Genomic DNA, 23,155 nt, shown 5'->3' on the forward strand with positions numbered 1-23,155 from the left:
TTGGCTTCCTAAAAGGTGATTTCCATGATGATTTTCCGATTTTCAGCTGAATCTCTGTGGTTTGGTGTGTTCGGTTCCAGGCCACATGAATATGCGGCTTTTTTCGTGGTATATAAAATTATTGCAAGGCCCTGTAGAACAAGGTGCTGATAGCAATGGCCGGAGAACGAATTCTTTGAAGCTCCCGAACTATAATCATTTAACCATGCTCGCAGTGAGGACACTTTTTGAAATCTTTACCTGCGATGCGATGGATCACTTCCGTTGCAGTTTCATTGCGCTGCTGAATTTTCTTTTCGACTGGATGTTGCTCTGGCTGAAATTGCAGTTTTAAATTGCGATTGGTGATCGGGTTATAAATTCCATAATACCTGATTTTGACAAAACTCTTTGGCAGGATATGCTGACAAAATCTTTTCAGGAATTCAACCTCAGTGATCGTAATGGTCTTTTTTTGACCACCTGTCCGATAGTATTTAGTAATGAAAGAGGATTTCACTTTGGCTGGGTAGCACTGTCATGAGTCGCCTTTTTCTTACATACATTTGCACATTTCGGAACAGCAATGATGGCCTGCTCTACGCTGGTTAATCCTTTCTTTTTTCTCATCTTTTTTTGTTTAGGTGAAAAATGTGAAAGGATTAATTTATAAAAATCGGTATGATGACTATCTTTAGTGACGGGCTATCCCGAAGGGATTTAGTTCATCATTTTTGTATAGTGCATAGCAGGTTCTGTGCAGATTTTAACATTGTCACTCGCCCGAACGTTAGAGGTTATATGCAAGAGAATCTCACGTAATCCGCTATAACACCATACAATTTACCGTAAGCAAATATTAATGAAGTTAAAAATAAAAGCATATTATTTTATACAAACAGGGCTGATAACCATACTTGCTTTTGTGGTATTTGAGACTTTAAGATCTTTGCCTTATTCTCAAACTTGGTCAGAACTTGGAAAATCAGGAATTGTATTATCCGTTTTTACAGCCATTGTATTTGGGCTTTTGAACATGATAATCAATTCTGCAATTTTTGTCCTTCTAAGAAGAAATAAGGCGAGAATTGCTTTTGACCTGCCTTCTATCATTTGGGTGATAATAGGGATTGCTTACCTAATTGGTATTCAAAATGGGGGTGCAAAATCATTCTTAGAATATCTTCCGATTGTTGTCTTCATAGAACCAATCATTTTCAATCAAGGAATAAAACATTTGCTAATTAATAGGAATACGAGAGGTCTGCAAGACCCAGCGAATATTCCCGCTTGAACTACACCCCTGAGCGCATGGAGTCCCCCAGCTGGTACTATGTGTTTTGCGGTAAGTTTTATGAAGGTTTCCTAATTTAAAAAGCAGGTTGGATCATAAACGATTCGTTTTTTTGAGTTGGATCAAGGAAACCGCTTTAGCAGGGAAGGCAAGCTCACTTATGTTGAGCCTTAACCCGAATTATTCACCGCTAAATTCACGCAACAATGCGTAAGTTACTTAAATTCAAATCATTAAAATTTATTTTCTTTGATTTATAATAGCCCAAATTTGGGTAAGCTTGCTTTCTCCTCATTCATCTGTTTCGTTGGAAAAAACTCGAAATAGGAAACTATTCCTTCATTTTTTCCGCCTTACAGCTAAACAAGGATGGAAGCGTGAATAATCCGGGTTAACATAAGAAGCTTGGGGAAATAATCAAATGATCTAATTTTTGCGGGTGAATTAGTATATCAGGCAATACAGAAAGGGGAGGTATTCGGTTATTGGTTATTTTGGATTGCCACCACCTGAAGTGGTCGTAATGATCGGGCATTTAACATAATGCCTATGGATTAAAGAAGGAATTTTTTGCCGATACCGGCACTGGACTATTGGGTTATTTATAAAAGCAATGATTCAAATAGGGCTGATTGGGTGCGGAAGCCTGAGGTTTTCCTTATACTTGCGTTATACCTCTACAAAGCGTTATTGAATACTAAAATCTAACTATGTTCGACTTAATCATCATTGGGGCAGGACCTATAGGCCTTGCTACCGGTATTGCCGCAAAAAAAGCGGGACTGAAATATAAGATTATAGAAAAGGGTTGTCTGGTGAATTCGCTTTTCCACTATCCTCAGCATATGACTTTTTTTTCTACTTCAGAGAAACTGGAGATTGGGGGGGTGCCTTTTGTTTCTCATAACCCCCGCCCCACCAGAGCGGAGGCTTTAGAATATTATCGGAGGGTACAAACGCTTTGGGAATTGGATATTCATCTATTTGAACAGGTGCTGGGCAGTGAAAAACAAGATAACAATTTTCATATCAGGACCTCGAAAAGTGTTTACATTAGCCGGAACATAGTAGTGGCCACCGGCTTCTTTGATATTCCTAATTTAATGCACATTCCGGGGGAGGATTTACCCAAGGTGAAACATTATTATGATGATCCTCATTTGTACGCTTTTTCCAAGGTGGCTGTGATTGGTGCTGCTAATTCTGCCATAGATGCTGCCTTACAAACCTATCGTAAAGGGGCGGAGGTGACGCTCATTATCAAAGAAAATGAAATTAGTGATCGGGTAAAATATTGGGTAAAGCCGGATATTGAAAATCGCATTAAGGAGGGCAGTGTTAAGGCTTTTTTTAATGCCGAGCTTATGGAGGTGAAGGAAAAGGAAGTTGTCCTAAGAGACGAAAATGGGAGCATACGGCATCTTGAGAATGATTTCGTTTTAGCCATGACGGGCTATCAGCCTGATTTCAAATTTCTAAAAAAATTGGGTGTTCAGGTCGAAGAGGGCTTTCCAATTTATAATCCTAGTACCAATGAGACTAATGTTGCTGGATTGTTTCTCGCCGGAGTAGTTTGCGGTGGTATGAAAACGAATACCTGGTTTATTGAAAATTCTATTATTCATGGGGAATTGGTGGTCAATCAAATCGTGGAACGGAACTCAATTTCGATATAGAGTTTATTGATAGCAAAAAACCGCCTCAATCATATCGCTTGCGATATATTTATGTACCTTTGCATTAAATAAAACCTAATATTATGAATGATATAGCAGCAGTAGCTTCTTTGGCAGATTTTGAAACAATTATTGAGGCGCGGAGATCTGTTCGTGTTTTTGATACCGATCATCAAATGTCGGAGGAGATTGTGGAAAATGCGTTGAAAGCCGCTTTGCGTTCTCCAAATAGTTCCAATATGCAAATGTGGGAATTTGTAAGGGTGCGGTCGGATGAAATGCGCGCGGCCATGGCTCCGATCTGTTTAAATCAATCTGCTGCAAAGACCGCCTCTGAATTTGTGGTGGTGGTCGGTCGTGCCAATGTATATAAAGAACGGGCCGCTTTTAATTTTAATCAATTGAAAGCCGAGTATGGAGAGGATTCTGAAGCTTTCCAAAAAGTAAAGGATTATTATGGCAAACTAATGCCGATGGTTTATCGGAATGACTATTTCGGTATTATTGGAGGGCTGAGGAAATTGATGGGCGCTGCGGTAGGACTTTTCAAACCTATGGTTCGGGAAATGGGAAAGAGCGATACCTATGCCACCATTCACGGTTCGAATTCCTTGGCCAGCATGACTTTTATGTATGCGATGAAAGCACAGGGATATGATACCTGCCCATTAGGCGGTTTTGATAGTAAAAGGTTGAAGAAATTATTGAAACTGAAAGGATCCGATGAGGTTACGATGGTCATTGCCTGTGGAAAAGGAAAACCTGAAGGTATTTGGGGGAAAAGACACCGACTACCTTATGAAGAGGTAGTTCGAAAAGTATAATTAAAAGAGGCTGAGGCCTCTTTTTTTTGTGCCATAATTTCACCCTCGCCAGGTAATTTCGGTCCTGACCATTTGGGTGATAGTCAGGAGGTAGTTTACAGAAGATTGTCCGGGCACAAATAACTTCATTCATCATTCCATATTGCCTTGATGCTATTTGGGGACAGAATAAGCCTGAATATTTACTACTAAATTTACAGGTGGGTTTAGGTGGTTAATTTTCAGTTCAATAAGGTGGTGTTTGCCCATTTATTTATTGTCCAAATTGGAGTGTGTCTGTTTTCTCCTTATTCATCTGCTCCATAGAAAGAAACTGATATAGAGAAAATCCCTATATTTTCCTACCTGCCGCTATACGAAGATTTAAGCATGAAAATTCAGCTTAAATAGCGAACAGAAAGCGATTCTGTCCCTGATTTTTTTGTTTCGGTTTTTATCGAATGGAAATGATTAATTAAAATTCGGCATCATCTCTGTTACTTTTGAAAACAAACGCTTCAGGAACAGGGCGTCCTGCGTCTATTATTTAATATCAGCATTAAATTAAAGGCTTGGGTGCCGAAGATCTGCTCGGGCTTAAATGCTCGCAGGCTGCCTAAGCCGAATTATTCAGCGCTAGATTTAGTAATTTCCTTTAACTGACCTATTATCAAATCAGTACATTCTTGTCTACAGTTTTTTTATAGCCCAAATTTGGGTAAGCTTGCTTTCTCCTTATTTATCTGCTTCTTTGGAAAAAACTTAAAATAGGAAACTATTCCTTCATTTTCCCGCCTAGCAGCTAAAAGAGGATTGAAGCATGAGTAATCCGGTCTAATTCAAAAGGATCCACCTCAAAAAATATGAAATGAAATAATATGGGCTTTTTATAAAAACAATGGTTGTATGCTTAACACCATTTTTTATGCTCTATTTACAGACCTGTTCTGGTTTTCGCTCCGTGGATTTTATTTGAGTGAAAAAACAAAATCCTCTAAGATTAGAGGATTGATTTTATTTGAGAATGTCTATAATGGTCTTAAAGGGACTGACAATAGCCATGATTAATATCGTTAGTCCGCTGAAAATTAAAAATTGGCTAAAAATAGGTTTTTGATGATAAAAGGAAATAGTCCACAAAGCGGAAATAGGGCAGCTTATCAGGAATAAAATGATGAGTTCTTTTTTCGATGTTTTTAGCATGTTTGTACTTAATCTAATCGCAAGATAGCAATGCCTTTTGTATTGTGAGTGATTTAAGTCCTTTTTATGTTTTTATTGGACTATTTATTTTTTTTATAGCGAATTCCTGAAGTAATTTGCTTCAATTAATACTACTATTTAATCCTTACATTTTTTTATCTAATGGCGAAATTGTTAAGGTACTGATTAATCTGACTTTAGCTATCTGAATTGAAATCCCATGCGAAAATTGCTTTATTTTTTTTCTTTTTTGACCTTGATGGCCTGCCAGGGCCCGAAAGTTTACAATATTTCTGCTTTAGAGCAACAGGTAGAGGTGGCTTCCCCTGGTTTAATGGCCATCATGAATCCACCAGATTTGTTACATGAAGTGGGGCAGGCACGTCTTTGGTATTATCCGGCCGGGGGTGTTAATTTGCCGGCGGTATTGATTTGTCCCGGTGGAGGTTATGGTAAGCTTGCTATTGAAAAAGAAGGACGGCAAGTCGCCAAATGGTGTAACAGTTTAGGGCTTTCGGCTTTTGTTTTAGAATACCGATTACCGGTTGCTCCTTTTGACCATCCGCAGCTGGCTCCGGTAGAGGATGGGCAGTTTGCTTTGAAATGGTTAAAGGAGCAGGGCTCAAATTTGGGCTTGAATACGGAGAAAATAGGGGTTATAGGTTTTTCCGCTGGAGGACATTTATCCGCCTGTCTTTCTTCCCCTTTGGAAGCAGGGCAGCCTGCACCGGATTTTTCTATTTTGGTTTACCCGGTCATCTCTATGGAAGATGCCATTACGCATAAGGGGAGTCGATGGCATTTATTAGGCGCTAATCCGACTAAAAAATTATTGAAGCAATATTCAGCGGAAAAGCGGGTGAGTGAAAGAACTCCGAAAACTTTTCTGGTGCATGCGCAGGATGATAAGGCGGTGATTTCCAAAAACTCAGATTTGTATATGGAGGCCTGCGAAAATCAAGGAGTGGATGTGGAATATTTCGAGATGCAAAGTGGGGGACATGGTTTTGGAATGCAGGAGAATGATTTTGGTGAAGATTGGACTACATTTGTGCGGATTTGGTTAATGGAACAGGAAATTATTTAGGGGGAATATCAACCCCTATTTTTTTATAGGGTGCATACAACTAGACATTTATTGATTTGGGGCAAATTTTCCGATCATGACTCAAGAAGTGATTCAGGATATACTCGCCCCAATTTTCTATTCTGTAACCAGCTTCTGCGATGCATTCGACTCCTTTTCGAAAAACGGAAATGGATCTGTACCTTTTACCATTGGCATAAGTTTTCAGACGAACATTTTTGTACTTTTTTAACCCATGAGCTATGGATACCGAATATGCAAAAACGACAATAGCCATCATTAACCGGCATCTATCTGCTCCCTGAACATTCATTTTTTCAAGGTCAAAACCATTGGTCTTCAAATGTCTGAAACATGTCTCAATTTGCCATCGCTTCCGATAGTCCTCAGCCACTTTATATGCGTTTTTAGACAGGTTTGTCAAAAGGAAAATCACAGGTTCCTTTTCCGCATCTTCACTTTTCTTGATGACCATCCGGCAATTGTCTCCAGCTTCAAACTTCATTTTAGCGGACATCGTTTTACCTTTCACCTTACTATTGGTGACTTTTGAAATCATTTGCGCTTTCGTCATAGATTTTTCATTCCACTGAGTCTTAAAGTTGCATTCTTTTACCCGAAGCACATATTTAAAGCCGTTATCTTCAAGGTATTTGATGAATTTCTGTCCTGCATATTCACGATCAGCCAAGAGAATTTTACCTTCAAGATTGAATAACTTTGACGCCTCTTCAAGCAACTGAATTCTTTCTTCCTGATTACTGATGCCCTTCTTTTCCAGATTCATGAAATAGATCGGCACCGCTACTCCATTATACAAAATGGCCAAGGTCATGAAATGAAAAGTACGATCCCCTTGCGTCCAGCTGGTGCCATCGACCATCAAAAAATCCCCACCTTTGTGCATATGCATGGCGGATAATTGCAATAGATCACTCCATAAATTGGTGTCAGAATATTCCGTAAATATGCGGGTTAAGCGTTTGTAATGGCCAGAGGCGGAAGTACGCTGATTATCTAAAATGCTACCGATGGAATCTTTCACTTTATTAAGACATACGGTTCCTTTTCGGATGATGCCTAAACTTAGGGCGAGTACATTTTTCCAGCAAGCTTTACCCCATTTTGGAAATTCTTGCGTAAGTTTGCTGTGAAGCGAATTGAACATAGATCTTTGTTGGCGTTGGAACCCAAAGTTACTATTGTTGATTCGCTTTTTACGTTTTTAGGCAAAAATGTCTAGCTGTATGTATAGGGTGTTTAAAAGCCAAAATTCGCAGCGAAAATTTGAAATATCGGGAGCGATTTTGAATTATTTCCTCTAAAACATATCACATAAAAGAAACACAAAAGATGGGAGGTTATTTCGGCTATTTTTTCCGTCTTTGATATGCTATACGTTCAGGATAATCCGAAATTGCGTACATATGCTCCCATGATGGATATGGCTAATTTCTTTCACATACCATTCATTTGTATTCTTTGTTACTTGTTATGAGCGTTTTACAAAAGCTGAAATTAGTAGCGAAAATTTTGAGAATAGCAAAAGCGCTGTCCGCTTATTTTGAGTGAATAGTATCGTTAGCTTGAGAAATAATCAAAAATCTCTTCCCATAATTCGGAATTTAGCTGGATGGTTTGGGTTCAGATTAATACGGTTGTGATTGCTGGTGGAGGAATCGCTCAAAATGGGGGTGGGACTGTTTTCTCCTCATTCATCTCCCTATTTGGTAAAAACTCAGCTAAGCAAAATCCCTTCATTTTTCCCACCTTGCGTCTACACGAGGATATAAGCGTTATTGATTTGACTTCATGCTCCTTCACCGCATAGGAGTTTACCATATTTTATGCTCTTCCATTTTCATTCCTTTTTTGTAAAAGGCTGTCCAGAATTACTTCAGCATTTATATTTTTCATTATGAATTTTTACTTTTAAGAACAGCTTAAATAAGGAAGAGAAGCTTGAAATAATTAAATTTTCGATTTATTATGGGTTTAATTTAGTGATTAATAAATTTAGATACTTATGGACGAACGTTTTCAAGATCATTGGGAAAAAGTTTATGCAGATAAACCACTTCCTCAAATGAGTTGGTTTCAGGAAACACCGCATTTGTCCCTTCGATTGATTGAAAAATATGTGACGGATAAAGAGGCCCACATATTAGACATTGGTGGAGGAGATAGTTTTTTGGTGGATCACCTTTTGAAAATGGGTTATACCAATATCTCTGTTTTAGATATTTCCAGTAATGCCATCGAGCGGGCGAAGAAGCGGCTTGCGGGGCAGGCGGCTCAGGTGAATTGGATCGTATCTGATGTGTTGGATTTAGGAGAAATTCCTGCGGTGGATTTTTGGCATGATCGGGCCACCTTTCATTTTTTAGGAAAGGCATCACAAAAAATGAAATATATGGCATTGGCGGAGTCGTTGATCAAGGTCGGGGGCTATTTCTCTTTAGGAACTTTTTCGGACAAGGGACCGGAAAAATGTAGTGGTATTCCCGTAAGTCGGTATACAGAGCAGGAGATGGAAACATTAGTGCCAGGTAATTTTATGGTGAAAGGTTTTCAGCGGACCGATCATCCCACACCATTTGATACTTTTCAAAATTTTCTTTTTGGGCTTTTTGAAAAGCAATGAAAAATGGCCGATTAATAGGAGCGTGTTCAAAAGCGCACCATCCGGCTGCAAATTCGAATTATTGGAAGTGATTTTGGAGAATATCTCAACAATAGCACGGCTTTACTATCAAGATAATCCTTTATCGCTTCTGCATAAATCAAATTTACGCTGCGAATTTTGGCTTTTAAACACGCTCTGAAAGATCGGCCATTTTATTTCAAATTTTATCGAGGCGATATCATAAAAAGCGGTGTTGCCTTAGCCTTGCTTCTTGACAAATTTGGTTAGAATAACAATTTGCTGACCATTCACCCGCCCTTCAATTTGCTCTGCATTATCCCAAACCAAAGAAATATTTCTAACAGCCGTTCCTCTTTTTGCCACAAAACTACTGCCTTTTACATTCAGGTCTTTGATTAAAACTACGGTATCTCCAGAAGCTAAAACGGAACCATTGGAATCAATATGTTTTATTGCATCCGGATCTTCAATTTCCATTTCTTTCTCCGCCCATTCGCGGGTTTCTTCCTCCAGGTACATCATGTCGATTAAATCCTGAGGCCAACCCTCATTTTTTAGCAAATGTAGCATTCGGTAGGCCACCACCTGAACAGCAGGAGTCGGGCTCCACATACTGTCATTCAAACATCTCCAGTGGTTAGGATCGATCTTACTATGATCATTTAATTGTTCGGCACAGGTATTACAGGCATAAATGCTTTGGTTTGCACTTCCATCGGAGTCCGGTCCTACCGGGAATACATTTAGATCATGTGGATTACCACATAATTCACATTTGGCTTCACTTCTGGCCTTTAATTCTTTTTCAACACTCATCTTTTATCATCTTTTATTCCCGAGACTAAATTGGACAAAAGTCCGAACAATCCCGCTTATTGATTGCAAAAATAGAATTTTCTTACATAATAAAAAGATGGTAGATTAGATTAATGCTTCTTTGGGCTCGGAAATTTGTAAGAATTTGAGGAGGTAACTGCTCGGCTCTGATTCTCTTTAAATTAGGGGCGTCTTTATCAAGTATTTTTCACCGCAATATTCCGGTGACGGATCTAAAATCCTGAAAATAGCGGTATTAGGAGCTATATCGCTGATTTCTTTAAAGGCCTAACTGGTATAAGTTGGCTTTTTTCTCACTACCCGACTTTCATTATAATTCTAATCGGTACTGATTATTGTATGGATTCAAAACTATTGTAGCAGTAAATTGCAGCCCTTTCTGATCCACTCCAAAATAGGAGATATCGACCTGATTGGTCTTTTTTTCAAGTTGAGTTTTTTGAATTTTCACGCCTTTAAATTCATCTTTCACCTGAATGATTTTTTCTGTCTTTCCGGTTTTAAGATTTTCAATGGTAATATCTAAATCATTGCCGATCAGCACATACTTATTAAAGCTTATGGGCTCATAATGGGTATGTAAACGCCCCTGAATTATCGCCCAGGTAAAGTGATCCTCCTGTGTTTTGGCCAGCACGTTTCCCCACTGGTCATAGACCCGGGTCTGTTCATTTCCGATCACAATATAAGACTCCTTAAACCAGGGTTTCATTTGAAAAGAAGGTTTTAAAAAAGAATTGAAATCCGTTTCTATGAGCTGAAATTGGCCCATTTTATTTTTGATATACAGATTGTGGCGATTTTTAAAATTTGCCCCTCGAAAGGTCAATTGTATCGCTCCTTTTGCGATATCGCTAATTTCAATGCATACCGCATCCACTTTTTCCGAATTCTGACTTTGCGCTTCATAATTAAAATCCGTTTGAAGAGGAATGTGTGTATTGTCAATGGCAATAAGTTTATGATTATTTTTATTAAAAATGATGACCACTATTTCATTATTAGAAACCGCGGTAAAAGTTTGGTATGGCTGTTGATCCTTTATAATGGAGGAAGTTCCAATTAGTTGAAAATGCTCAAAAACATTGAGCTCATATTGAGTTGCTTGTTGACGGATATTTTCAACATCTAAAACCCAGTCCGGAATATGAATACTTTCGATCTGCACTTGGGGAGAAACAAGTTCTATTTCTTGCTCTACACAGGCAGTCATGGCTACCGATATGGCGAGGCATATCAAAATGGTTAAATACTTCATATCTCCCGGTTAAAAATTCTAACAGATCCCTAATAAAAAGAATACTTCAATGATAAATGACAAGCCATCCGGCATCGTCAACTTCTCCCTTAACATTTTACTATCCAAAATAATGCCTAAGATTAAGATCTACTTAAGAAAGGCTGAGGAATCGGGTTTAAGTTAATGATTTTCAAATCAATAGCGTAGTAATATTCTATTTCAGACCACTATTTTAATCAGGCCATTGAATATTTTGAATGAACAGGTGATTTTGCGAGGGGAAACTTGAATGGTATTCAAAACTGGGTTTTAGCGCCTGTTGAAAAGCGCACCATCAGGCTGCAAATTTTTATGTATTGAATTTAAACTGGGAATTAGGGCCTGTTTAAAAGCGTACTATCCGGCTGCAAATTCGGATTATTGGAAGCGATTCGGATAATTTATCAATAATTGCGATGCTATTCTCTCTAAATAATCGGCTGTCGCTTCTGTTTTGCTTCAAATTTTCACTGCGAATTGAGGCTTTTAAACACGCGCTAGGCATGGGATATTGGGGTTAAAGATTAAACCTCAAGCCAATAAAATAGGTCCGTGGTTTTAGTGGGCCGTAGACATAACCAGCGTCGCGGTCTTCTCCCTGGTCAAAATCATTTTGAAATTGGTTAAAAATATTCTGGACACCACCCTCCAGGGTCAGCCTGCTGCTGTTGAATTCGAATATATAGGATAATTTAATGTTTTGTGTAAAAAAGTCCTCCACTTCTTCCAGCTGATCCTGCTCAATATAACCGGCATAATGTCCTACCAACATTTTCCCGGTGTAATTGCCGGAAAGGTTGAGGGTGAATTTTTCATTGGGCATATAAGAGAGGGTATAAAAACCGTAAAGGTTGGGCGTTTTTAAAAATTGCTTTTCTCCCGGCAGGCTTTCTTCCTCTGCCCATTGTACTGCCTGATGGTAAAATGATTGTTGGTACGTTATTCCGGCTTGTAACAATACTTCTGAACCATAAGCATATTTTGGAGCTAAAGAAATACCCTTAATAGTGGCTCCAGAACCATTTCTTCTTTCAAAAAGTTGGTGCCCATTTTCATCATGCCCGTTGGCTTCTACGATGAAAGCATTATTATGCTCGGTATAGAATGCATCGATAGTGAGGCCTAACTGATGCGCTCCCCAATTATAATTATAATCTAAGGAGGCCGTAAAACTATCGGAGGTCTCTGCCTCCAGGTTATCGGCATTGTAGGTGAGCTGCATGTCTCCACCCACGGCGGTAATGTGTAAATCTTCATCAAAAACCTGAGGGCCGCGAAATCCTCTTGCATAGCCAATACGCGCCTGGAGATTTTCATTCACCTCATATAAAAAACTTAAACGGGGATTAATGATGGCGTTTTTCACTTCACTATGGCCGTCCAGACGTAAACCGGCATTCACCTTAAATTTATCCGTTACTTTCCAGTCCAGTTGATTATACCAACCAATTTGTTGAATTTCCTGATCGATATGGCGGTCGTAGCCCGGCATTCTGTCTTCCAGCCTTTCTTGTTGGCCTTCTACCCCCGAAGTGTATATGGCGGATCCTCCCAGAAATTGTTCAAAACTTCCCACATATTGCAAACCTCCTACGCCCGTGAAACCCTCAGTATACCCATAAGCGTTTGGGTCTTGCCCTGCACCATAATAAGAATCCCGGTCGGTCTGTTGTAGGGAATAATAGGCGGAAAATTTGTGATTTCTATTTTTGGTGAATTGCTCAAAGTTGATGCCTGCACTTTTGATGTGATGGGTGGTCATCTCGGTAATATCTGCTTCGTGAGCTTGTTGATCCAATTTATTTCCTCCTCTTCTGTCTTCATAAGTATAGCCAGCATTGAGGGTGATTTTACTGTAGTCAGATGCTTGATAAAATCCTTTGAGGTGAAGGGCGGTGGCATTCAGTTCCCCAATTTCTGTAAAGCCATCTCCATCTGCATCCCAGCTTTCTCGCTCCCGGTGAAACCCCTGAAAAGATAAGCCTGAGGTATAATTTTTATTAATTAAGTTGGCCCCAAAGCTATAACTTTGATCTTTAGCGCCATCATCATTGATGGCCTGATTGGTACTCACTTCTGCGTCATTGCTCATGGGTTTTTTGGTAATGACATTGATCGTCCCCGCAATAGCATTTCCGCCGTAGAGAGCAGAACCTCCTCCCCGCACTACTTCCACCCGTTCAATCATATTAGTAGGGATTTGTTCCAGGCCATATACTGCATTTAAAGCACTAAAAATGGGTCTTCCATCGATGACAATTTGAGTATAAGCGGTTTCCAAACCATTCATTCGTACTCCGGTAAAACCACAATTCTGGCAGTTATTTTCTACCATTAGACCTGGCTGAAAAGCCAAACCCTCTACTAATGAGACGGCTTGAACGGATTCCAGCGTTCTGCTGTCGGTGATTTGGACTACCACTGGCGCTTCTTTACGGCTCATTTCATTTCTAGTGGCAGTGATTACCACTTGATCCAAGCCCAGGATATCTTCTGTCAGTTGAAACTCCTGACAGGCTTTGGGGTGTTGGTGAGTATCAAATTCTTTTTCAAGGGTTTTGTAGCCAATGGCAGATACCCTGACCTGATGTGGTGCATTCACCATGTAATGTAAATCAAATTCACCTTTTTGGTCTGTTGCGGTGGCATTTTGGGTCCCGGATTGCAGAATAGTGGCCCCGACAATAGGTTGATTTTTATCGTCTAAAATGATGCCATGAAGGCATGCTTTTTTTTGAGCGAATACCGAAATGGAGAGTATAAAAAATATAAATGCAAAAGTACTTCTCATTACTTTTTAATAGTGGTGTAATGATGCAAACCTAGTTTTTATTTTTAATTATTCTAATTAAAGTTAGGTAAAAATTGGAATATAGTCCAAATAATCTCAAAATAGTTACAATGTCATGGGTCGAAATGACAAAAGTCATTTCACGACCGTTTGATAAAGAGTTTACCTCAGATGGAAGGTATTTTTTAACATTTCTATATTCGATGAATCGGTTTATTTACATTTCATTTTGGATGGGAAAGTAGGCGGTTTTTAAGGATAGAAACTCACGGTTAAAATGCAGGGCGTTCAAGGGGAGGGAATTGCCTCGAAATTTTGTAATAAAAGCCATCGATGGGCGTAAAATTTCAGGAACTGCTGAAAAATATTTTAGAAGATCAATACTTTTGTCCTGAAAAGGTCTCAAAAATACCGGATTAAAAAATGATCTGTGTAACGGATTCAGACTTAATTCAATCTGGGAATTTAAAAATCAAAAATAATGAACGGAAAAAATCGTAAAGACTTGGCCATCGGTATGTATGTGGCGATCGTTGAAAAGCATAATCAGCGAAGTGGGGAAAGAACAGAAGGAGTGATCAAAAGATTTTTAACCAAATCCCCGCAGCATCCTCATGGCATTAAAGTGATGCTGGAGACGGGTGAAGTGGGTAGAGTTCAGGAAATTTTAGAGGATGATTATTAAAATCCGGTAGTGACATTCATCACCATAATCATTTTCATAGTGTGCAGAAAGGTTCTTTCCTATGTCGAATTGAAGTAGGATGGGGTGTTGGAATCTTAAGAAACACTTAAACGGAATTATGCAGACTTGAAATCTTATTTAACGAATAGGCGGGAATGGGAGGGAGGAGTTTTTAACCGTTTAAGCTTTTGCGCGGGAAACAAATGTATGAGGAGAAGGTAAGCTTTGCCGTATTTGGGTAATTGAAGCATCAGTAAATGCAATCGCAACAGCCTGATCTTCAATTTCCTTAGCCCCGAGTGTTTCTGCATAAATCCTCTTTAATCTGTAAGGCAGGAAAAATGAAAGAATAGTTCCTTTTTTTTCCCAAGGAAGCAAATGAAGGAGGAGATCGCTAGCTTGCCTAAATTTGGGATATTAATAAATGAGCGAACACAAGCTTATCAGGGTTGAAATAGGTCGTTTAAGATAAGTTACTTAATCAAGTGGTGAATAATTTGGCTTAGGGTGTAACTCTAAATCTATCGTTGAAGAATTAAAAAAAAATGCCGGACATCGTGCCGGCATTTTTAATTTGTTAAAGATTAATTTATTCTTTTATCAATTTTCCCTGATATCGGTTACCGTCCTTTAGTAAAATTTGGTAGATATAAATACCTGGTGACTGATGACTTAAATCAACATCAATATCTTGTTTTCCAGTAGAAATGGCTGTTTCTGAAAGCTGGTAGATAATTTGCCCATTCGGATTGTAAATCTTAAGGGCAGCCATCTGGCTTTGTTCGCTTAAAAACTCGAAACGAACTTTTTGACTTACCGGATTCGGATAAGCTTTAAAGATCGTCTCCAATCCGCTATTAATTCCGGTGAGGACATCAAAGTTTAAGGTGAATGACTGGGCCGTTTCATCTCCATGACTATCCCTGGCAGTAATCATTATTTCCGCATTTCCCGGTTTTTTAACTTCAATATGCATTTGTTGCAAATTAGCAGAAAGCATAATGGTGGCTAACTCATTCATTTCCGGGGAAGGGCTCACGGAAAAGGTCATTTCATCACCATCAGGATCTTCAAATAGTTCCGAAACAGGAAGCGTATTTAGCTGCTTCATGCGAGTTTCCAGCGTATATTCATTCCCCAAAGCCACCGGTGCACGATTGACATTTAAGGCCTCAATCTCGAGCATATACGCACTGCCTACGCCGTGCTTATCTTCCGCATAAATTTCCAAAGCATGAACGCCTGCACCATCATAATCTGGGGTAAAAGACAATACCACCTCGGTTTCATCTTCCTCTGAAATGGCTACTTCCGCATATTGATAATCCTCTTTCAGCTGAACAGTCACACTATCCTCCTCATCAAAAAGATCGAAATACAACATCAGGGTATCCATCTCATGGACTTTCAAGAATTGATCTTTACGCAGTTGAAGTTTCGCTGCCTGATTGATTGCCATTTGCAGATTCATCCGATGCGTCATATTCTCCGGATCATTGGTCCGCACCGTAATACGTGCATTATTATTGACATATTGGGCATTCGCTGCATACAGCTCCAACGCTACCTCCAGGGCATCATCTGCGACTACCTGTCCGCTAGCTGGTGTCAATATTTTCAGCCAGGCATTGTCCTCATATGCCTCTTCCAAAGCCATTACCATAAATCCTTTGCTCCCATTATACTCGGTAAAATCATTATAGGTTCCATTGTAGCCCATAAAGAAGGTATTGGTGATCGGGCTTTCCGTCACGAAAGTTCCCTGTGGAAACCACATGCCAAAAGGATACTCAATGATGATATAGAAAACCTCATTGGGGTAGAGGGCCAGTGGTTCTTCCAATGGGATATCCACCAACTGTCCGTTTTCCGGCATATCTTCATTCTCATATTGGTAGGAACCCTTAGCGACCACAGTCGTTCCAAAAAGGGCTTCCGTACCTACCCGGATCTCATAATTGATAGAAGCGGAAGTCAGGCCTTTCATATTCATCCAGGTTCTAAAATGGGAAAGTTTGAATCCTTCCTGCCCGGCATTGAATCTGGTGGCTGAGGTAAAAATATAGCCAGGACCATATCCAAAATTATCTTCCCAGCTAGCACCCTCCACAATTTCCATCGTTCTGTTATAGGTATTCTCCCTCATGTGGGCAGCACTAAGTACTTGAAGTTCTTCCACTTTTTCTGCTGCCATCGCCGCAGGCATACCCTCGCTCACATTCATGCGCAAAGCATCAGTACTGACGGCCTCCCTTTCATAATTGATCTCAATATCATAATTCAAAGCAGACATCCCTTCGGCATTGGAAATATTGAAGGCATAGCTGAAAGTTTCCGCCTTGGTTTTGGCCATCAGATGTAAATCTTCGAAGTCCACTGCAGCATTAGGCTTCATCACCGCATGCGCTGAGAAAGGAATCGATTTTTCTACCGTTCCGGAAATCAAGATAGCGTCTTCCATCAGATAATCTCGTACTTCCGGAGTAATCGTCAGACGAAATTCGAAATTTTCTCCCGGTTCCAGCTTCAAAGGATACTCCATCTGATCAACACTTACCCAGTCCCAAGTACCCCACCATGGATCCACTAGTTTATAGTATTCCATCACTAATTCCGACATGCCATTTTGGAGGGTTATCCCAGAAATCTCTACATCGGCCTCTCCTGAATTGGTAATGGTAATCAACTCTTCATAGGCTTTGGCCAAACCAAAAGAGGACTCATAGGCCAAAATTTCGCCCATTTCCAAATCGTCTTTGTTGAAGGCCAAATCGGCCATTCCTTCCACTGTCAGGTTAAGCGGAACAGTGAAATAAGGCTGATCAGCAGTATTGTTATTGATCACAATGCTACTTTCCACCGTAGAAGATTTCAAACTGCTCGCATTGAAATCCACCAAGAAAGTTTTACTTCCTCCAGCTGGTATTTCATATTTCCAAGTAGGGATGTATTCGATCACCGACTTATCATGCAGGGCGGTACTATTATAATATACCTGCGTGCTCAATGTAGATCCTTTATTTTCAAGCCCTACAATTCCAGCCTTGGTCAGGTGATAGAAATCGTCAAATCGGTATTGCATTTTAATGTTTCCATTTTTATACAAAATGATTTGCAAACTATGATCAGGAGAGCCCGGACCATTAAAATTTCTATACTCCGCCACCATACGATCCTCGAATGTTTTTAGGAACAATCCGGACTTATGTCGTGGCAGGAAATAATCAGGTTGATACACGGCCCAAAGCCCTGCGATCAGGTTATCGACATTCTCCTCTTCCTTCACGGTACCCAATACTTTGTTGGTGAGGAAAGGCGTTTGGTGCTTGTTTTGATGATCAAAGGTCAAAACTCCACCTACATGGAAATGTAGCGAATCCTGTGGTTCCCCATAGAATTCGAATGGGAAAGGCATGGCAATAGAGTGCCAATACTCAAAGTCTATAAAACCTAGATCCGTAGATTCCGCTCCAGACATATCCTCCCATTTAAACTGAGGCCCTCCCTCTTCATCACCAATACGGTAAGAGTAGGTAAAGTCCGGAATGTTGGCCATCGCCGCTTTTTCCGACACCTCCGCCCATAGGGGCCCGTGGATGGACATTTCCAAAGGCTCTCCGCCATTGTTTTCAATGGTCAGCTCCTCCGTGGACTGTGCTTGGGCGGTCAGTGTTTTGGTGAAGGATCCAGGATTAACCGCAATGGCAGGACCTTCGACTACCTCCACTTGAAGAGGTAAAACAATATCCTCTCCCTGTCCCAAAGAAATCGTCAGGGCGTCTTGTGCCAGTCCATCAGTAAGACTCTCGGTATCGGCCTCAATCTCAAAATAAGTGATTTGGCGAGGCGCAATCTGTACCGCTTCAAAAGGCCTGGTCAAATGGAAACGATCCCCTTCAAAAGTAGCGGCATTGACATGGATAAGCTTATTCCCCGTATTCTTCAAAGCCACAATTTCTCTTCTGCTCGCTTTGCGGAAAAGGGTGCCATAATCCAAAGCCTCATGGCTGACTTCATAACCATAAGCGCCACCACCGCCAACATCGAACTTAAAGTGCAAGAAGTTGATGGTATTTTGAGGGTCGTTCGTTAATAAGGTCAGGCTTTCATCATAACTCAATCCTTCGGCAACGCCTTCAGAAGTAATGCCGACCTCTACATTCACCGATTCGCCTGGTTGCAAAATACCATGTGCAGTACTTACATGATTTACTAATCCTACACCCGGACTCTTGATGGCGATTTTAAATGGATCCTTACCAAATAAGGTGGTTTTATTGTTAAAATCCTGAATCAGCAATCCATCGGTTTTATCGAAATTCTCAATCGCCACGAATACTCTCCCACTATTGTAGCTGGAGTAATTGGTGAAATCCTGATATACGAAATCAATATTTCCGTTATCATGCAGGATAATCTGGAAGGTGGTTTTGCCATTGGTGGTATCTCCAAAGCGTATTACATCTGAATATTGCACCGCCAATTTACCTGCGGTTCTTTTCATATAAACTTTCCCGCCTATCCCTAGATCATATCGCCAACCTAAAGCGGTTATTGTCCCGGAAGGATTGTAGGTATCCAAGAAATCCATCGGTGTTTTATTGAAGGAGGAGTTGTCATCCAAAGACAATAAACCATGATTACTAATATAAATCTTTTCATAGAACTCATTGAAGTAAGGGAAGCCAAACCCAATATCTACCTGATGGAAGATGCCTCTATAGCCTGTACCTTGTAAATAGTCCGTGACATCTTCACCGGTGGTACTAATATCCTCAAATTCATAGGCCTCAGGGTCCTGAATGATGCTATAAGAATAGCCCGCACGATGTAAAAACTCCGCACTATTCACCCAGTCTTCCGGATTATCTACGAATTTTGGGAAAGCATATCTTAAAGGATATTCTCCTACATTGGTCAGCATGACCTCAGAAGAAAGCGGCTCGCCCAAGGATATTTGCCCCAAATCATTTTCAATATTATTAATTGAAATCTCTGCCGGCGCTACTCCTACCCCAAAGACACTAAAAGCATGCATGCTGCCATTTTTATCTTGCAGATTGATGGTGGCATTGACATTCCCGACTGTTTCTGGTGCAAAGGTCAATTCTATTTCCTCTACCGATCGGGCTGAAATTCTGGACCTGGGACGATCCGTCACTGTGATGGCAGGATGACTGGAAATAATATCTTGAATTAAGAAATTACCTAAACCATGATTTTCAACCGGAATACGGATGGTACCCGTTTCCCCAACGAAAACATTAGGTAAATCATAGGACTCTTCTGTGTACATCTCCGGCTGTTGCCCCTTTACAGTAACTTTCAGTGGAATGCGGGTATTGAGGGATTGGTCATCATTGGAGTGTACAACAATATTGGAACGGTAAGTCCCGTTGATTAATTCAGCAGCATTGGCCGTGAATTCAATTTCTGTGGTGTCTTTACTGGCAGTGGTTCCGGTAGCAGGATCAAATTGCAGGTAGGTGGTAAAGTGTGGGGATTTTTGCTCTATCCACATGTCCCAGACGTAAGCGTTTGAGCCGAAAAGGTCCCCAAGTTTCACCCATTTTTTACCTTCATCGAAACTCAGCAGGGTATAATCTGCAAATTTTTCATTCTGGGAACGGATTACGCCTAGAGGCCGCTCATTTCCTCCGGGTACATGCACCGCCACCCAAACTGTTTCTCCGTAGGGAATGAAGAGTTGTTCGTTCAAGCTGATACGTTGATATCCCGAGGATTTTTGATAGACTTTATGGGTGTGCGTATAAATTAAATTATCACGGCTCATTTGCGCGCCCTGGTAAAATTCAATTTCCACCGGCCCGAATTCCGGGTCAATGGTCAGGTAAACCTGAAAATTGGTAATGTTAAAGCCTTCCGGTTGTGTAATCATGTATTTGGTGGCCATAGAGTGGGGCAGATCCACATCCGATTCTCCAATGAAAAAGCCTGCATACCGGCCATCACCATAATCTATGGTGCCGTTTTCCGTAGCATGTGGGAGAGCTTTACTGATTTCGAGCAGGCGCTCTGGAGCATTATCGGCTGCTTTTTCCATAATGGTTACCTTCCCGTAATCAAAGGTTGACGTGCCTGCCTCCGGGATATTGGGAAAAGCGGAAGACGAGTAATAATGGGAGGTGGCTCTGGCGGAAATTTCCCAGTTCAGATTTCCGGCCTCTTCATTTATAATGGAAAGTGTACTGCTTTCAGTGTCAGTGGCTTCCGTGTTCACTTCAATGTCCAGGCTGGAGGGGTTGAGTACTATTTTGGCGCCTTCTGTCGTCCGGCCACTGATTACAGCAGACAAGGGGGAGGTGTTTCCCCAACGGTCGGTGGCTTCCCCGGCAAAGTAGTACAATGTATCCGCCATTAAACCACTGATCGTCTTGTTTACCAATTCACCGGCAGCCCATTCGTTTTTAATTTCTAACTGGCGGGCTGTTTGCTTGCTCGTTTCGGAAAAAGCTTCCAGACTGTAATACAGGGTGTAGGCGGCTGGCTTTTCGTCGTCTTCATCTGCTGGTACAGTCCAGTTCAGCCGAGCCTGATTTTGCCCGATCTCTGCCAAGCTGAAATCCACCATTTTTACCGGAGCCAGTCCACCGTCTTTTCGTACCGCCTCATAGGCATCCATCAGGCCGAGGCCTGTGGCGCCGATGAAATCCGGATTATATTCATCAATGGATGTACAGGCGCTCAGTAATCTTTTCTTTAAATCTTCATTGGTAAAGCCTTGTCCTCCGTAGGCGGAAACTACTAGACCTGCAATACCCGAAACATGCGGGCAGGCCATTGAAGTTCCCTGCATGTAACCGTAAGTGTTATTGGGCATGGTGCTGACCACACCTCCCCAATTTTCCTCCATAAAATCTGTTTCTCCTCCCGGCGCCATCACATCCACCCAGGGGCCGAAATTGGAATACCACGCGCGTTCATTAGCCGGATTGGTGGAACCCACACTTAATACCGGTTCGTAGGCTCCCGGATACCGGATAGCATCACTGTTAGAGTTACCCGCAGCGAAAATTACGATACCTCCCTGCATAGGGCTACCAGGATACATTCCCGCTTCCTCAATAAAATAATCGATGGCATCCAAAACGGATTGGTCAAAATAGTTAGGGGAACTATACCCCCAGGAATTCTGGGAAATGACCGCACCGTTATCTGCTCCGTAAACAATGGCTGCGGCAAAATTACTCGCGCTGCCTTCCTTGCTGAATACCTGACCACTCATCAGCCGGATGCCGTCACCCTGGCCACTACCACCTGCCACACCAGCTACGCCTATGCCATTATTATTCACCGCTCCTACCGTTCCTGCTACATGCGTGCCGTGGTCATGGGCCGAAACTTCTCCGGTACGCATCACAAAATTATATCCGTAAATATCATCGATATAACCATTATTGTCGTCATCTACTCCCGGGGTGCCGTTTAGTTCCAGTTCATTCACCCAAAGATTAGCCAGCAGGTCTTCGTGTTGGGTATCTATACCACCATCCACTATGGAAATGATGACCTCACTTTTCCCTGTTTCCACCTCCCAGGCTTTGAATAAATTGATGTCTGCACCAGCAAGGGCGCCTTGCCTGCTACCATCATTTTCGTAGTGCCATTGATAGGGAAGGTAGGTGTCATTAGTCGGAAGGTTTGTACTATCCGCCATAGCGGATTTCATTGCTTCTAGATATACCGGTTTTCCTTCATCCAGTAAAACCTTTTTGTAAACCGGTTCTGCCAGTTGGATATCTCCCAATTCCTGGTAAGCTATACTGACAGCTTGCAGGTTCACGGCTGTTCCTGCATCCATCTCGTACCATAAATGCAGGCCATGTTTGCGGTGGCGGTCTTCATGTTTTCCTGCATGTGGGAAAACCCGCTTCATATCCGTTACCAGAAATTGTTGATTTAAATGATTAACCTGCGGCATGGAGGTTAACACTGTGCCGTCAGTGGAAAAAGACATAGGGGCGTTTTCCATTTGTTGTACGGCTGCCTCGGTGAATTTCACCCTTAATCGATTTGCCTCGTAGTCGGTGGTTTGGGCTGCGGCCCATTGCCAGATCCAACCATAAATCAGACAGGTCAACAGGAGAGACCTACCGACTTTCTTCGTTAAAGAATGCGTCATAAAGTAAAGGTTAGTTATAAAAAACGAATTACAATTCAGTTAGAAATTCCCGGGAATAATTTCTGTTATGATTGTAGGATAAGTTTAGTAATTGTTTGAGTCTCGGAACAATATTAACTAAAAAGTTTTCACTTTTAAAAATCTAGCGAACTTTATTTGGTTTGGGTGGCCTTTTTGTCGTTTTTTGTTTGGATTTTTCTCGAAAAAAGAGTCCTTAATTCTGCGGGGGCGGTTGTAACAAAAAATGGGAAAATAGTTGTAAAAATTCATTCCACCCAAAAAAGACTCTTATGATTTTTTAATCTCCAAGCGAAGGGTAAATGCTTTGCTCTTTATTTGATCGAATGAATAAAAAAAGATATAAAATGTTAGTCTCATTTTTGGGCAGCTTTTGGTGCGTTATTAAGAAATTGAATAATGGCTAGTTCTTAAGAATGAGGCTTGGAAACTGTTACATTTGGTCAAATATTTATAGCTCAATATTTAGTTACTTTGTTAAATGCATAGTCCTTGTGTTTTTGATATAGCTAGGCTCCTTAGCTTATAATGGAGGTCTCAGGTGGTTGTATTTTGCCCCCAAATTTCTCTTAATATGTTTTCCTCGGTTTTATCTCCTTCCTGTATTTGGAAATTATTTAGGTTATTGAGGTAATAATGATGACATCCTAATATGGGTTTTTCGTGCGGTGATTACGACATCCGGAATTCCAGCTACTGTTGTAATTATTATT

Annotated in this window: 11 protein-coding genes and 1 pseudogene; 6 read left to right on the plus strand and 6 right to left on the minus strand. The window is 40.9% G+C overall.

What is annotated here, in order from left to right:
* Positions 1 to 118 precede the first annotated feature (118 nt).
* Positions 119 to 502: pseudogene (locus tag AAA970_RS21945) on the minus strand (transposase); the annotation flags it as partial.
* A 339-nt stretch (positions 503 to 841) separates the two neighbouring features.
* Here AAA970_RS21945 and AAA970_RS21950 point away from each other — a divergent pair.
* The 4 genes from AAA970_RS21950 (at position 842) to AAA970_RS21965 (ending at position 6,042) form a co-directional block, all read left to right on the plus strand.
* Positions 842 to 1,273, plus strand: coding sequence for a hypothetical protein (locus AAA970_RS21950; protein ID WP_338239020.1), 432 nt, complete (start codon positions 842 to 844; stop codon positions 1,271 to 1,273).
* 710 nt (positions 1,274 to 1,983) lie between these two features.
* On the plus strand, positions 1,984 to 2,949 hold the full coding sequence (locus tag AAA970_RS21955; RefSeq protein ID WP_338239021.1) for a YpdA family putative bacillithiol disulfide reductase: 966 nt from the start codon (positions 1,984 to 1,986) through the stop codon (positions 2,947 to 2,949).
* Positions 2,950 to 3,032: 83 nt separating this feature from the next.
* Positions 3,033 to 3,773: a nitroreductase family protein gene (locus AAA970_RS21960; protein ID WP_060689158.1), complete on the plus strand. Its 741-nt coding sequence runs from the start codon at positions 3,033 to 3,035 to the stop codon at positions 3,771 to 3,773.
* A gap of 1,402 nt (positions 3,774 to 5,175) precedes the next feature.
* On the plus strand, positions 5,176 to 6,042 hold the full coding sequence (locus AAA970_RS21965) for an alpha/beta hydrolase (protein WP_338239022.1): 867 nt from the start codon (positions 5,176 to 5,178) through the stop codon (positions 6,040 to 6,042).
* 40 nt (positions 6,043 to 6,082) lie between these two features.
* On the opposite strand, the gene AAA970_RS21970 is transcribed toward AAA970_RS21965, so the two are convergent.
* On the minus strand, positions 6,083 to 7,210 hold the full coding sequence (locus AAA970_RS21970; RefSeq protein ID WP_338236619.1) for a transposase: 1,128 nt from the start codon (positions 7,208 to 7,210) through the stop codon (positions 6,083 to 6,085).
* 858 nt (positions 7,211 to 8,068) lie between these two features.
* Here AAA970_RS21970 and AAA970_RS21975 point away from each other — a divergent pair.
* Positions 8,069 to 8,686 carry a class I SAM-dependent methyltransferase gene (locus AAA970_RS21975; protein ID WP_338239023.1) on the plus strand — a complete coding sequence of 206 codons (618 nt, stop codon included), beginning with the start codon at positions 8,069 to 8,071 and terminating at the stop codon, positions 8,684 to 8,686.
* Between the two features lie 240 nt (positions 8,687 to 8,926).
* On the opposite strand, the gene AAA970_RS21980 is transcribed toward AAA970_RS21975, so the two are convergent.
* The 3 genes from AAA970_RS21980 to AAA970_RS21990 all read right to left on the minus strand — a co-directional run bounded on the left by AAA970_RS21980 (position 8,927) and on the right by AAA970_RS21990 (position 13,596).
* Positions 8,927 to 9,505: a PhnA domain-containing protein gene (locus AAA970_RS21980; protein WP_338239024.1), complete on the minus strand. Its 579-nt coding sequence runs from the start codon at positions 9,503 to 9,505 to the stop codon at positions 8,927 to 8,929.
* Between the two features lie 331 nt (positions 9,506 to 9,836).
* The gene (locus tag AAA970_RS21985) at positions 9,837 to 10,784 is read right to left on the minus strand and encodes a hypothetical protein (RefSeq protein ID WP_338239025.1); all 948 of its coding nucleotides are present in this window, start codon (positions 10,782 to 10,784) and stop codon (positions 9,837 to 9,839) included.
* Between the two features lie 538 nt (positions 10,785 to 11,322).
* Complete coding sequence (locus AAA970_RS21990; RefSeq protein ID WP_338239026.1) at positions 11,323 to 13,596, minus strand: TonB-dependent receptor; 2,274 nt, start codon at positions 13,594 to 13,596, stop codon at positions 11,323 to 11,325.
* 481 nt (positions 13,597 to 14,077) lie between these two features.
* Here AAA970_RS21990 and AAA970_RS21995 point away from each other — a divergent pair, with 481 nt between their 5' ends.
* The gene (locus tag AAA970_RS21995) at positions 14,078 to 14,281 is read left to right on the plus strand and encodes a YwbE family protein (protein WP_338239028.1); all 204 of its coding nucleotides are present in this window, start codon (positions 14,078 to 14,080) and stop codon (positions 14,279 to 14,281) included.
* 589 nt (positions 14,282 to 14,870) lie between these two features.
* Here the strand turns inward: AAA970_RS21995 and AAA970_RS22000 are convergent.
* On the minus strand, positions 14,871 to 22,424 hold the full coding sequence (locus AAA970_RS22000; RefSeq protein ID WP_338239029.1) for a S8 family serine peptidase: 7,554 nt from the start codon (positions 22,422 to 22,424) through the stop codon (positions 14,871 to 14,873).
* Between the last annotated feature and the right edge of the window lie 731 nt (positions 22,425 to 23,155).

Source organism: Persicobacter diffluens, from assembly GCF_036244895.1.
GTDB classification, from domain to species: domain Bacteria; phylum Bacteroidota; class Bacteroidia; order Cytophagales; family Cyclobacteriaceae; genus Persicobacter; species Persicobacter diffluens.